The organism is Microbulbifer sp. ABH2_005, assembly GCF_056160005.1.
The window spans coordinates 407,127-420,800 of the sequence record NZ_JBSWWI010000001.1; the positions used below are offsets into that span (position 1 = coordinate 407,127).

General features: G+C 48.7%; 9 protein-coding genes and 1 riboswitch. Of the genes, 5 read left to right on the forward strand and 4 right to left on the reverse strand.

Features of this window, described 5'->3' with window-relative positions:
- Positions 1–3: 3 nt before the first annotated feature.
- The gene (locus ACXAFI_RS01785; RefSeq protein WP_475107448.1) at positions 4–1,101 is read right to left on the reverse strand and encodes a YHYH protein; all 1,098 of its coding nucleotides are present in this window, start codon (positions 1,099–1,101) and stop codon (positions 4–6) included.
- Positions 1,102–1,143: 42 nt separating this feature from the next.
- The gene (locus tag ACXAFI_RS01790) at positions 1,144–1,398 is read right to left on the reverse strand and encodes a hypothetical protein (RefSeq protein WP_152454939.1); all 255 of its coding nucleotides are present in this window, start codon (positions 1,396–1,398) and stop codon (positions 1,144–1,146) included.
- Between the two features lie 271 nt (positions 1,399–1,669).
- Positions 1,670–1,833: riboswitch (cobalamin riboswitch) on the forward strand.
- A 126-nt stretch (positions 1,834–1,959) separates the two neighbouring features.
- On the opposite strand from ACXAFI_RS01790, the gene ACXAFI_RS01795 reads away from it, so the two are divergent.
- The 3 genes from ACXAFI_RS01795 (at position 1,960) to cobO (ending at position 5,446) form a co-directional block, all read left to right on the forward strand.
- Complete coding sequence (locus ACXAFI_RS01795; RefSeq protein ID WP_475107449.1) at positions 1,960–3,819, forward strand: TonB-dependent receptor plug domain-containing protein; 1,860 nt, start codon at positions 1,960–1,962, stop codon at positions 3,817–3,819.
- 132 nt (positions 3,820–3,951) lie between these two features.
- Positions 3,952–4,770, forward strand: a complete 819-nt coding sequence (locus ACXAFI_RS01800; RefSeq protein WP_475107450.1) for an alpha/beta fold hydrolase — start codon at positions 3,952–3,954, stop codon at positions 4,768–4,770.
- 61 nt (positions 4,771–4,831) lie between these two features.
- Positions 4,832–5,446: a cob(I)yrinic acid a,c-diamide adenosyltransferase gene (gene cobO / locus ACXAFI_RS01805; protein ID WP_475107451.1), complete on the forward strand. Its 615-nt coding sequence runs from the start codon at positions 4,832–4,834 to the stop codon at positions 5,444–5,446.
- 173 nt (positions 5,447–5,619) lie between these two features.
- On the opposite strand, the gene ACXAFI_RS01810 is transcribed toward cobO, so the two are convergent.
- Entirely contained in the window at positions 5,620–6,687 is a 1,068-nt protein-coding gene (locus tag ACXAFI_RS01810) for an AraC family transcriptional regulator (protein WP_475107452.1), read from the reverse strand.
- A gap of 738 nt (positions 6,688–7,425) precedes the next feature.
- On the reverse strand, positions 7,426–9,027 hold the full coding sequence (locus ACXAFI_RS01815) for an AbgT family transporter (protein ID WP_152454934.1): 1,602 nt from the start codon (positions 9,025–9,027) through the stop codon (positions 7,426–7,428).
- Between the two features lie 339 nt (positions 9,028–9,366).
- On the opposite strand from ACXAFI_RS01815, the gene ACXAFI_RS01820 reads away from it, so the two are divergent.
- Positions 9,367–10,068, forward strand: a complete 702-nt coding sequence (locus tag ACXAFI_RS01820; protein WP_475107453.1) for a glutamine amidotransferase-related protein — start codon at positions 9,367–9,369, stop codon at positions 10,066–10,068.
- 574 nt (positions 10,069–10,642) lie between these two features.
- Complete coding sequence (locus tag ACXAFI_RS01825; RefSeq protein WP_475107454.1) at positions 10,643–13,630, forward strand: TonB-dependent receptor; 2,988 nt, start codon at positions 10,643–10,645, stop codon at positions 13,628–13,630.
- Positions 13,631–13,674 lie beyond the last annotated feature (44 nt).

A 13,674-nucleotide genomic window follows, 5' to 3' on the forward strand; every position in this document is an offset into this window, starting at 1 on the left:
ATCTCAACCAAATCGCCGGCGCGGGGGCTGCGGCCGCCCCATTGCGGGTCCGCGGCGGAAGTCTTCGGACGGTGTGCCTTTGTAGCAGCGCGGAATTATTGGCCACTCTTCGGTGAGGAAATAGGCATAGGTGCCCTGGGGGAATTCCGGGGTGCGCACAAAGCGGCCATTGCACTCATCGAGGGAGCCCGCCCCTTCAACATACTCGTAGTCCGCCACAAAGGTGCCGTCGTAATAGCCGCCAGGTTGCTTACTGCCTTTTGGTCGAGGTCCAGATTTTACCCGATAGCTGGAATGCATTTTTACGATACTAGATTCCCCACTCATGCCATCTTCATAGCCATACAATGCGTAAATGGGAAAACCATCTGCGGCCCAACCAATCAATGGTGAATGCTGCTGTGGCGTTACATGCAATCGTGTTAGCAGTCCAGTGGGCAGGCCGTGATAGTGGTAGGCGCCGTTCGGTTGAACATGGGCATAATTGTCGTCCACACCCAGAGGCACGGCACCGGAGAGTGCCTCGTAGCGCCAGATACCGCGGTTGCCCAAATACCATTCCGCCGCGCTGGGATCAAAAGGCACGCCGTTAATGCCAATGCCAAAATTTTGCAGAGTTACCGGCGTGGATTTTTTTGCCACTTTGGGGTTTGCAGGCACTCGGTATTTGTAACGCTGGATCTCTATTTCGTGGGGATTACCGGAGTTGGGGAAGGCGCCGGTTTTGTGTATGGAAATACCGTTGGCCTCAATCACCCGCCAAGGGCCCTCAATAGTGACTTTAATACGGCTCGAGGTGATCGGGTCACGGTCGGCGGGGACTTTATATTGCAGTCCTTCTGACTGTACCACCCGGTGCTTGCGCGCCGGTGGTCTGCCATTAGCGCGATCCTGAATAGGGGCCCTGGCAATATCTAATTGGTCTGGCACACAGACCAGGCTTTGCTGTTCAGATAAGCTGAAGCACTGTCCTGCGCTGTGATTGATGGTGCAACTGCTGCCAGTAGAGAGGCTCTGGCAGGCCTCAACGGCAGTTTGTGGCAGATGGCCCAGGGCCGCGGGGGCAACACAGGCGAGGCTGAATAAAAACCACTTCTTCATACGACATTTCCAAACTGCGCGGCCCCTGGGAGGCCGCAAAATTTACTGAGAATCCTTTTCTTTATCTTTGCGAGGTCCACGGCCTTCCATTTTTGTCGGTACACACAGTATTTGTTCTTCCTGAGGGGGTTTACGGCAAGTTCCCTCTAAAGTACCGCGCGGGGTTTCCACAGTGCAGGCATCACCCTCAGACTTGCCGTTACAGGCATCAAAAGCCTCCTGAGGGGGTTTGCGCGGTTGTGCCGTAGCGGTGGAAATCAAGGCCAATAGGGCGATAGGTAAAATGACTTTATGCATGGTGTGCTCCTTGGGGGCGGATGGGGTTTGCCTGCACCCAAATGTGCAGATTGTGGTGACACCGGTGGCCGGTACTCCTTTCTCAGGGATATTTTTTAACCAGCACTTGCAAGCCAACATAGTTCAGGAATGCGTAAGCAATGTGGATTTCTGGTAAAGAAGTGTGCAAGCGAGCAAGAGGCTGAGAGGCGTTTGAAAACTGATTTTTATTGAAAATTACCCCGTGGATTTAACGTCTCACTTTCGCTGGGGAAGCGTCAGCCACGCTGTTATACTTGCCGCCGCTTTGGGTGCCCAGCAGTGCAATGTCACTTGGCTGGGGTAAACGGGAAGTCCGGTGATGTGTACACAGAGTCCGGCGCTGCCCCCGCAACGGTAAATCATTTTTCTTTGCAAAATGACAAGCCCGATACCGGCCCTCGGCGCTAAGCCGGAATTTTTAAATCCGGCCTCGAGGATAAAGCGGAGGGCTTTGTCTGGTCAGTGTGTCCGCCTGGGTTGCGCACCGATTGTACTCACCCTCCCTCAATCCGTTTTTCTGTTCGAGATTGGGGAACCACAATGAAAAAAACTTTATTAGCCGCTGCCGTTTTTAGCGCGGCGCAACCGCTGTTGTCTTTGGCTGAGAACCTTGAAGAAATCACGGTGACCGCCAGCCGTCTGGATCTGCCCAAAAGCCAGCTGGGCGTCTCTGTTTCAATTCTTAATGCTGCCGATATCGAGCGCTTGGGTTATACCAGCCTGCTGGATGTGATCCGAACACAGCCGGGTGTGGCTGTCAGCAACAGCGGCGGTGCTGGCAAGGTCAGTTCCTTATTTATCCGCGGTGAAAGTAACTTCCGTACCCTGGTGTTACTGGATGGGGTAAATATTGCCGATCCCACCACACCGCAGGTGGGTGTCCAGTTACAACACCTGCAGGCTGCGGATATTGAGCGTATTGAAATGCTGCGCGGCCCTCAGGGTATGCTCTATGGTGCAGGTGCCGGTGGCGTGATCAATATTATCACCAAGAAGTCAAGCGAAGCGGTGCGCGCAACGGCAGGGGTAGAGGCTGGCCGCTACGGCACCGAGCGTACAAGTGCCAGCCTCGGTGGCAGTGCTGGCTCCTGGTATTACGATCTGAATGTCTCTGATTTTTCCAGCGATGGTTTTAATGCGAGAGAAATGGATACATCGGGGGAAAAGGATGGTTATGAAAACTTTACTGCAAGTGCGCGCCTCGGCTATCAGGTAAATGACACCCTCTCCCTGGAGGGACAATATCGAAAAACCGATGCCGAAACAGAGTTTGATGGCTGCTATTCATTGACACCCAACGATTGCCTGAGCCGCTATGATCAAGAGCTGTTTAGTCTCAGTGGTAATTATCAAATAGATTCTTGGAATCACCAGCTGAGTTTGTCGCAGCAGGGGATTGATCGGGTTGAGGGCATCAGTCCCGGCGCGATGCTGTTCACTACACAAGGTGAAATTCGAGAAGCCAATTATATCGGTAGCAAAGTACTCGCTTCAGGTAAATTACTCTGGGGTGGGGAATACGAACAAACGGACTTCTTCACTCGATTCGGCAGTTTTACCCCTTCCAAAGAAGTATTAGAAAGCACTGGTGTTTTTACCGAGTGGCACAGTAATTTTGCCGAAACAGTTTTCTACACCCTGGGTTACCGCCGTGACAGCCTGGAAACTGAGAACCACAATAGCTGGCGAGTATCCGCAGCTATTCCGGTTGCTATTGGCGAAGAGCAGCGTGTGAAGTATCGCGCAAGCTTGGGAACGGGCTATCGCGCGCCTAGCCCCAATGAAATCAGTTTAAATAATTCTGCTGGTGTGGCGTTAGTGGGTCCGGAGACCAGTCGTGGTTATGAGTTGGGATTGGAATATCAGTGGGCGCAGCTGTTACAGGCGGAGCTGACCTATTTCGACCAGGAAATTACAGATGCAATTGTTCATAATCCTGATGTGGGCTATTTGGGTATTTATGAACAGGATGATGGCGAGAGCCAATCGGAAGGCATTGAACTATCCCTGAATGGTAGCTTGAATAGCGGTTTAGATTGGCATGCTAGCGGTACTTGGCTCGACACAGAGAATAGCACTGGTGCTGTGCGTGAGGGCGTTCCCCAGCGGGTTTATAACTTTGGCCTCAGCCAGCAATTGTTGGAGGATAAGTTGACGTTAACCGCTAATTGGCAACGGGTAGAAGATCGTATTAATCGCATAAGGGAGAGCAATGGCTCCATTAGGGAAATTGCGTTGGAAAATTACTCCAAATTAGACCTGAACGCAGTGTATCGTCTTACCCCCAATATGCGGGTTAATCTACGCGGTGAAAATGTGCTGGACCGGAACTATCGCGAAGTTGCGGGTTATTACACTGCAGGGGCGGCAGTTTATGCGGGTATAGAATTTAGCCTGTAAAAACCTTTCGAGAGATGGCCCTTTGGGTTATCTCTCTGTTCACTCTCTTTTGACAATTCAACGACTCAATTCCGGTGTTTCTCTTCCCGGCGGCTACTATTGCAGCGTCTGGTTTTTTCTGGGAGCTATTTTGTGGCGGTATTTAGTAATAATGGCGTGGAATTGCATTTCGAAATTCGCGGAAATGGTCCCCGTCTGGTATTTCACCCCGGCACTCTCAGTGACCTCAGAGTAGCCCCGACGATTTTTGATTCCCCGCTGGCAAACCAGTTTGAAATACTGACCTTCGATCCCCGTGGCATCGGCCAGTCTAATTCGCCGCTCGGCTCCCCCAATATGGCCGATTATGCTCTCGACCTTAAACGCCTGATGGATCATCTCGGCTGGCGGGAGGCTTTTTTGTTGGGGGAGTCATTTGGCGGTATGGTTGCCCAGGAGTTTGCCTTACAGTATCCACAGATGGTGCAAAAACTTATTTTATTGGTCACCAGCTCTGGAGGTCATGGAGGCGCTTCATTTCCATTTCATAATTACGATATCGAGGCAATGAGCCTCGAGGAAAAAGTAAATTTGTGGGTGACAGCAGGGGACCGGCGTTTACAAACTGCCGGCGGAATAAACTCAGAATCCGCGCTTTATGCTACTTTAAGCCGTTATTATCGACAAGTCTGTGAACTGGCCGCGAAGAAGCCTGAGGGTGCCCTATGCCGTTCGCGACAGCTCCAAGCGAGAAAGGGTCACGATACCTTTACGCGCTTACCGGAACTGGAAGTGGAGACACTGATCTGCGCGGGACGCTATGATAGTGTTGCTCCTTTTGAAAATCAGCAGGCCCTATTCCAGCAGATACCCAATGCACGTTTGGCTATTTTTTCCGGCGGTCATAATGTCCTCTGGCAGGACGATCTGATTTGGAATTTTATTTCCGAATTTATGGTGCTGGCTGATTAAAAATGAATGTAAGTGAGCTTTATCAGTTCCCTTCCTATTATTTTAGTATTCGATGGTTTTTATGAGCTCAGAATCACAAGATAAAAATAGTCGCCATAAGGCGCGAATGCAGAACCGTAAGAAAATTGTGGATGAGGCAGTTTCCAAAGCCCTGGATGAGCGCGGTATCGTGATTCTCTATACCGGCGATGGCAAGGGCAAAACTACTGCGGCTATGGGTACTGTCACTCGAGCCCTGGGCTTTGGTTACTCCACCGTGGTGACTCAGTTCATTAAGGGGACCTGGGAGTGTGGAGAAAAGAACCTGTTAATGGGAGCTGCCCATCCGTTGCAATGGCACCAAATGGGTACGGACTTTACCTGGGAAACTCAGGACTTTGAGGCCGATAAAGCCGCGGCGATGGCACTTTGGGAGAAGGCGCGGGAAGCGTTGCGGGATGAACGGGTTTATCTGGTGGTTTTGGATGAGCTTACCTACGCCCTGAATTACCGTTGGTTGGACAAAGAAGCAGTGTTACAGGCGATACAACAGCGTCCCAGGGAGCAATCGGTCATTATTACCGGGCGAGGGGCCAAACAGTACCTGAAAGATATTGCCGATACTGTGAGTGAAATGCGTGCGGAAAAACACGCGTTCAATACCGGGGTTGCCGCCCGCAGGGGCATAGAGTGGTGAACCTGCCTTCGCAATAACCATAATCAAAGTAGTGACTATGAAGGGTTGGGTTGGATTGGATGGAACCGGTGGACAGGTGATGGTTAGTAAAAAAGGTGATGGTGAGTAGAGATGCTGGATAAAGGCTTTGGCTGTCTCAGAGTATATACAGCCAAAGCCCCTACTGGCTCTACTTATTCGACTTCCGCCAACTCTTGTGCCGCTTCTCGGGCAGCCAGCTGCGCCATTAGCTGGCGTCTGACGCGCATCGGAGTGGTGCCAAACCAACGATAACAGGCGCGGTTGAAAGAGCTCTGTTCGCGATAGCCCAGCATATCGGAAATCTGGGACATGGGTGGCTGTTTACCGCTTAAATAGTATTCGGCGCGCTCCCGGCGAATGCGATCTAACAGATCTTCAAATACCAAGTCACGGTCCCGCAGCCGCCGTTGTAAGGTGCGTTTGTGCATACCCAACTGGTTGGCCACCTCTTGCAGGCTGCAGCGCTTTAATGGCATCAGGCAGTAGATTAGCTGCTGCACCTGCTCTATTAAACTGGATTCTCCCTGCTGCAGAAGCTCTTCGATGTAGGTTTTCAACAGTGGGCGCAGGCTTGGATTGCACTTTTCGGTGGGCTGTAGCAGGGAGCTACTATTTAGGATGAACGCATCTGTTTCCTTGCCAAAGCGCACCGGAACCCCAAAAAAGTTTTCGTAATGGCTGTGTAACGGCCGCTCGGCTTTTAGATGGACGCTTTCCAGTTGAAAGTTGCTGCCGCACAGGTGCTGGAGGGCCACGAGTGATACGCCGAGCAGAAATTCCCGGCACTGTTGCTGGGCGAGGGGGGAGTCCTCGCCGAGCTGGGCTTCGAGGTCATCGACACAAAGAAAGTCCAGGTGCGTATGCTTGCCTTTTTTGGTGAGTTCAACCCGCAGATTATAGGGTGAGTTACCCAGCTGTTTTATCGCTGCGTTCAGAAACTCTCCGAGGGTAAGGGACTGCAATACTGCCGCCCCAAGGGAACCCAGTGCGGCGGCACCTTGGCTGTGAGCGAGGCGCAGGCCAAAGTCAGCACAGTTCAATTGGCTAGCGGTCTTGTGTACCAGTTCGGCGACCTGATCAAGCGCCAGATATCCATCCAGGCTTTCCACCTGGTGGGGGTTGATACGTGAGCTGATTAGCAGGGCTTCAGGGCTAGCTTTTAATTGGCTCACCAACTCGTAAAAGCCTGTTAACAGGGTCGTTCTTATTTGTTGAGTCAATTTTTATAAATCCTGTGAATTCCCTGGGAAAAAATTGCTGTTATACATTTCCCAGGGTGAAGGGGTTAATCCGTCGGAATAGATCGAATAAGGGCGGAACCCAGGGATAAAAAAGAGCCTTACGGCCCATGGTATTTATCAAGTGGGGTTTTATAGCGACTGAATTAGAGGACAGTCTTCGGCCAGGGCCTGCTCTGAATTGACGTCCTGTAATGTCTGTAATGGAGGGCAATAGCAATCTTTACCTTCTCAAAGAAGGTAAGGTAGGGCACAACCACGGTGCTCGTCCTGAGCGGAAAAAATAAATGATAGTTAGATCAGGGCAGGTCTATGCTGGCGATAATCCGCGTATCGATCTCCGCAAAATGTTATTACGGAGTAATGTTACTCGTTTTATTTAGATGTTTTAAAGGCCATTGGTAACTTCAGGGTGCTTCTCGAATACTGCCCTGTGGAAAATAAATCTTTTTATTGATCCTTTTGGGGTAATTTATCCCCTTTTATCTCTTTTAAGCTCTTTTTGTTTTATGACGACTGCGTCACCGGGAATATTAGTTTTTTAGTCAGGACTGACAATAAAATGCGGTATTGGCTCGGTGGTACCAATTGAGCTCAAGATTATAGTGATTTTGTTGAAGCGCTGTTGAGCTTTCTCTCCCAGTGAGGCGCTTTAATTTGCACATTTCTTTCAAAATTAAAAAGGCCCGCTAAAAGCGGGCCTTTTTAAAAATCGGAGCTTTAGCCACCGTAATAGGTTGCTGCACCGGGCCCAACGGGGAGGCCCAGGGCAAACACCCAGATATAGAACAGGGCTGTCCAGCCAACAAAGAAGAAGATGGAGTAGGGAATCATTGTGGCGATCAATGTCCCCATCCCCAGGTCTTTCTTATAGCGTGCGGCGAAGGTGATGATCAGACCGAAGTAGCTCATCATCGGCGTAATGACATTCGTCACTGAGTCGCCAATTCGATAAGCGGCCTGGATCACCTCCGGCGCATAGCCCAGCAGCATCAACATCGGCACAAAGATTGGAGCGGTAACGGCCCATTGTGCCGAGGCGCTGCCCAGCATCAGGTTCACAAATCCGCACATCATGATAAAGAACAGGAACAGCAGTGGGCCTGTCAGGCCGATACTCTGCAGGGCATCGGCGCCCAGTACGGCGAAAATAGTCCCCAGATTGGTCACCTTGAAGAAGGCGACAAACTGCGCAGCGAAAAACACCAGTACGATGTACATCCCCATGCTGTTCATACTTTTGGCCATGGCATCAATGACATCACGGTCATTCTTCATGGTGCCGACCACCTTGCCGTAGACAAAGCCGGGGATCGCAAAGAACACAAGGATTAGAGACACAATACCTTTCAGGAATGGCGAACCGGCTACCAGACCAGTTTCTGGGTTGCGCAGCACACCCCACTCGGGCACCACCGACAGGGCAAAAACAGCGGAGACCGCCAGAACCGCAAGGCCAGCGTACTTAAGGCCGCGTTTTTCATCGTCGGTAAGCGTACCAAGTTTGTCCTGGCTCAGGTCGACGGAGGCCTCATTGGGGTCGTACTTACCCAACTTAGGTTCAACGATGGCCATGGTGACCCAACTGCCAACAATGGTGATCAGGAAGGTACTGACGATCATAAAGAACCAGTTCACTTCCGGCCCAACGCTATAGGTAGGGTCGATCATATGCGCAGCGGATTCAGTAATCCCCGATAGGAGCGGGTCCACTGTGCCCAGCAGCAGGTTGGCACTGTAGCCGCCGGAAACACCGGCAAAGGCCGCTGCCAACCCGGCGAGAGGGTGGCGGCCCAGGGAGTGGAAGATCATAGCGGCAAGAGGGATCAGTACCACATAGCCGAGTTCAGAGGCGGTGTTGGAGATGATACCGGCGAATACCACGATCACGGTGACTGAGCGCTTGGAGGCCTGCAGCACCAGACCGCGAACGGCGGCACTCAGTAGCCCGGAATGCTCGGCAATACCTACCCCAAGCAGGGCAACGAGAACGGTACCCAGCGGCGCGAATCCGGTAAAGTTTTTCACCAGGCTGGTGACGATCATTCGAAGGCCATCGCCACTCATTAGGTTGAAGACCTCAATCACCCCATCGGGATCGCGTCCCGCCGCACCTACCGGGCGTGGGTCTGCCACAGACAGGCCAAAGTAGGAGGCTATACCGCTAAGTATCACCACACCCACAGCAAAGAGCGCAAAGAGGGTGATGGGGTGGGGGAGCAGATTGCCTAGCCACTCCACCACATCCAGGAAGCGGGTAAAGGCTGTTTTGCGTCCCGGCGGGCTTTCCTGCTGGTTGCTGGGGGAGGTCGTTGTGGTCATTGTGTGTCCTCAATTTCGTTAGCGAGTAGCCCTAATTGCCTCTGGGATACCCGTTAGCCCAATAATTGGCTGAAAAATGTGCTAAGGGCGCGATGATACACAAAAGTCCTTTAGGTAAGAATGCCGGCGCTGGAATGATATTGGTTAGTGGGTCGGTAAAACCCTGTTTAGAAGAGGGTTATCTTGGCAGGCTATTGAAACGAGGGGATACCTCTGCACAACTAATCGAAACTCAGGGGGTGGTGTTTTAGGTGGTCTGTTTGAGCCTCACGCATGCCGCCCAGAATTTCTTAATATGCCATAATCCGAAAACTCAGCAGTCAACCGAGGGGTGAAATAATGAAGATTGGAGTTTTAAAAACCGACGATGTGCGCAAGGAATTGGTGGGCGAATACGGTGAATACCCGGAGATGTTCGCAGACCTATTGCGCAGCCAGGACCCCACACTGGAGTTCTCTACCTATGAGGTACAGCACGGACAGTACCCAGCCCAGATTGATGAAGTGGATGCCTATTTGATTACTGGCAGTAAAACCGGTGTCTATGACGATAAGGAGTGGATACCACCCCTAATGGACTTCGTGCGGAAGCTACACGACCAGAAAAAACCTACCATTGGAATCTGCTTTGGCCACCAGTTGATCGCTCAGGCACTGGGTGGAAGGGCCCGCAAATCTGATAAGGGCTGGGGATTGGGGGTACATTCTTATGAAATGCAGGAAACACCCTCCTGGATGTCGGAGCCTACGAATAGCTTTAACCTGCTGGTTACCCATCAGGACCAAGTGGATACTCTACCTCCCGGCGGCCGTGTGCTGGCATCTAATGATTTCTGCCCAATGGCGATGCTCCAGGTTGATGATCATATGCTCACCTTCCAAGCCCACCCTGAATTTACCAAGCCTTATTCCAATAGCCTGATGGAATTGCGCCGAGAGGCGTTTGGTTCTGATGTAGTGGAAAAGGGGCAGGCCTCCCTACAAAACGATATTCACGAGAATATGGTTGCCAAGTGGATGTTGGAGTTTTTACGTAAATAGATTTTTAAAGGGGTAGCTAATGCTGCCCCGTTAGCTTGCCTCTAAGTTCCTAATATTCCCTTTCTTCCTGCCTTCAATTGGATGATTGAGCACATTTTATTGAGTTCATAATTTATTCAAAAAATTTTATTTATTAAGTTGGGCGCGGGTGTGCTCTTTTCTTTAGGCTTTGTTTTTTATTCTTCTATATTTTTACCGTGTTGGATTACATGCCCTTTTTCTAGGGTTTGCTGGCGCCATTTTGTTCAATTTATTGTAGTCATTCCCTGAATTTTTTTATTGTGGAGTATTGTTTCAATTTTTTGGCGTTTATATCGCTATTTCACTTCGAATAAAGTTTTGTACTTATTGTGTTAATTGTTTTGGGGGGAATATTATATCTGACTAAGCTGTTGAATATACTTAAACAGTGGGTTTTGTCTGGTTTTTCTTGTGTTGGTAATAGGGGTTTTGTTTTAGTATTTCGCTATTTTTCATGGGTTTCATGTGGGGATCGCTGGGGGACGGTCAACAATTTCGGTAAAGCTTGTAACTAATAAAATATAAATTGATTGATAATCAAAAGGATGGCTTTATGACGAATTTTAAGCGGACGCTGTTAGCAGCAACCATAAGTGTGCCGTTAATCGGAGGGCAGGCACTAGCGGCAGGTAATGTGAATGGTACTATTGATGGAACAGTTATCAGCAGTGGTGGGGGGGACCTGAGTAACGCTACTATTATTATCGAAAACGATAAGAATGGCTTCAAAAGAACTATGTCTACCGGTGGGGATAATGATTTTAGAGTAAATTTGCCCACTGGTATTTACAAGGTGACTGTTCAGAAGGACGGCTATCAACCTGCAGTGATTGAAGCCGTTTCCGTTACTATCGGTAGCTCTACCAAATTGGATATACCATTAACTTTTGGTGACTTGGAAGAGGTGGTTGTATTAGGGGAGGCAATTCCCCAGATTCGCACTGGTACAGCAGAATCTTCACTGAATATTGGTTTGTCAGATATAGAAATGCTGCCGGTTGCTCGTAATATTGAGTCGGTTGCTTTGCTCGCCCCTGGTACGGTTCTTGGGGATTCTGGATTTGGTGAAGATAAAGACTTGATATCATTTGGCGGTGCTTCTGTTGGGGAGAACGCCTATTATATTGATGGAATGAATGTTACTAATTTTCGTAATGGGCTAGGTGGAGCATCGGTACCTTTTGAGTTTTATGACCAATTCCAAATCAAAACAGGCGGTTATAGTGCTGAGTTTGGTAGGTCTTTGGGTGGAGTGTTTAATGCCGTTACAAAGAAAGGTACTAATGAGTTTGAATATGGTGTGGTCGCTTATTATGAGCCAGCAGCATTGCGCTCGGAAGCGCCAAATACGTTTTCAACAGATGGTACTCTTTACGATTTAAATTCAGAAAATGAGGAATCCAAGTATACAACTGATTATTACGTAAGTGGCCCTATTATCCCGGATAAATTATTTTTCTATGCGCTTTATGAGCAGCAAGAAACCATGGAAGAGTTTACAACTAGATCAGATCCTGAAACGTTTAATAAAAGAGAAATTGGTGATGATTTTTGGGGTGTAAATTTAACCTGGAACGTTACCGACAATCATATTCTTTCTTATGTGCAGTTTTCGGATAAGCGTACTAGGGAAAACAATCAATCTAATTACGATTACTATAATACTAAAAAGCAAGGAAAAAAGGGGACTGTTTGGGATAAGCGTGGTGGAGATAACTGGCTGGTTCGTTATGATGGCCAGATAACGGATAATTTAAGTGTCTCTCTTCTTCATGGTCAAAATGAGTACTCTTTGACCACCACCAGTACTACTGACATGGAATGCCCCTATGTTGTGGATACTAGTGATGGGGCAATACCAGGGAATTCTTCTACTTTTCCTGGATGTGAGGCAAGTGCTAGGCCTCAAACAGGAGGGGATGAGCGTGTGGCTGATCGTATTGACTTTGAATTAGTGCTAGGGGATCACACAGTTCGCTTTGGGTATGATCAAGAAAACAATTCCTCGACTTCAGCTGAGACTTATTCAGGTACTGGATTGCGTGCTGATGGTGGAGTTTATTACCGTTATTATACGGCTTTACCTGGTACGGAGCTTTCTAATGGTGGGATAGTCCCCGATGTACATGATGATGAATCAGAAGTACATATTGTACGGTATCGACTAGGTGAAGTTTCCGGTGACTTTGAAGTGGAATCCAAGGCTTTATATATTGAAGATACATGGGATATTACTGATACCCTTACTGTAAGTGCAGGAATTCGTAATGAAACCTTTTCTAATTACAATGGAGAGGGCGATACATTTATTGAAATTGATGATCAGTGGGCGCCGAGACTAAGTTTTTCCTGGGATCCTATCGGCGATGGGGAGTCAAGGATGTTTGGTAGCTGGGGCCGCTACTTTATGCCAGTTGCATCAAATACCAATGTGCGTTTGTCTGGGGGAGAGTTAGGGCTTCAACGGTATTTTGTGTTTGATGGAGAGTATGACCCTAAAACGATAGCGCCTACAAGTGTAGGTGTAGATGGGGTGCCTACTACAGAAGAGATCGGCTCGGTCCAGGTCACTTCAAGTGGCGAGGTTCCAGATAGTAAACAGCTGTCAGACAGAGATTTGGAGCCGATGTACCAGGATGAAATTATTCTTGGCTTCGAAAAACTCTTAAATAATGAGTGGACTCTAGGGATAAAAGCAACTTATCGCGACCTAAAATCTCACATTGATGATGTAAGTATTGATCATGCTGTTGATGCTTTGGGTTATGCCCATACAGGAGATGCTCATGGCTATGTACTTGCCAATCCAGGAAATGATATCACTATACCCTATGATCGATATGGTACTGGTGAGCTTGAGATGACAACCTTTTCGGCAGACTTACTAAATTATCCCGAAGCCAAAAGAACTTATAGGGAGTTGGAGTTTTCTGCTAAGAAGGCCTTTGATGGTGTTTGGGGATTAAGTGCCAGTTATTCTTGGTCTCAGAGTAAGGGTAACACTGAAGGTTATGTGAAGTCGGATAATGCTCAGGACGATGCTGGGATTACCCAAGATTTTGATTTTCCTGAGTTAATGGATGGAGCAGATGGGTACTTACCTAATGATAGAACGCATAAGTTCAAGATTTACGGTAGCTACCAAATTATGGAAAATCTTCTTTTGGGGGGGAATTTCCTCTTACAGTCAGGGCGACCTATAAATTCCTTTGGCGTTGGCCACCCAAATGGTACTCCGTCTTATGGAGACACCTATTATTTAACAGATCCAAACGGAAACTTAATCAGAATGAAACGTGGCAGTAGAGGGAGAACCAGTTGGGTAAATCAAATAGATTTATCTCTTATTTATAATACCCGTGTTGGCCTAGCTGATGTTGAGCTGAGGGCTGAAGTGTTCAATCTACTTGATGCAGATGCTGAAACTGAAGTTTATGAATTTGCTGAATTGAATCCAGGAATTGTAGATCCGGACTGGGGTATAAATCAAGAGTATCAGACCCCCCGGTATTTTCGATTTGGAGCAAGTGCAAGGTTCTAGCTGAAAAATTATTATAAATTAATATGTGATTGCAGGAGGTCTTC

Excerpts from the sequence above, each read along its gene's own strand:
- ACXAFI_RS01785 (WP_475107448.1), bottom strand. The coding sequence starts at position 1,101 with ATGAAGAAGTGGTTTTTATTCAGCCTCGCCTGTGTTGCCCCCGCGGCC.
- ACXAFI_RS01790 (WP_152454939.1), bottom strand. The coding sequence starts at position 1,398 with ATGCATAAAGTCATTTTACCTATCGCCCTATTGGCCTTGATTTCCACC.
- ACXAFI_RS01795 (WP_475107449.1), top strand. The coding sequence starts at position 1,960 with ATGAAAAAAACTTTATTAGCCGCTGCCGTTTTTAGCGCGGCGCAACCG.
- cobO (WP_475107451.1), top strand. The coding sequence starts at position 4,832 with ATGAGCTCAGAATCACAAGATAAAAATAGTCGCCATAAGGCGCGAATG.
- ACXAFI_RS01815 (WP_152454934.1), bottom strand. The coding sequence starts at position 9,027 with ATGACCACAACGACCTCCCCCAGCAACCAGCAGGAAAGCCCGCCGGGA.
- ACXAFI_RS01820 (WP_475107453.1), top strand. The coding sequence starts at position 9,367 with ATGAAGATTGGAGTTTTAAAAACCGACGATGTGCGCAAGGAATTGGTG.
- ACXAFI_RS01825 (WP_475107454.1), top strand. The coding sequence starts at position 10,643 with ATGACGAATTTTAAGCGGACGCTGTTAGCAGCAACCATAAGTGTGCCG.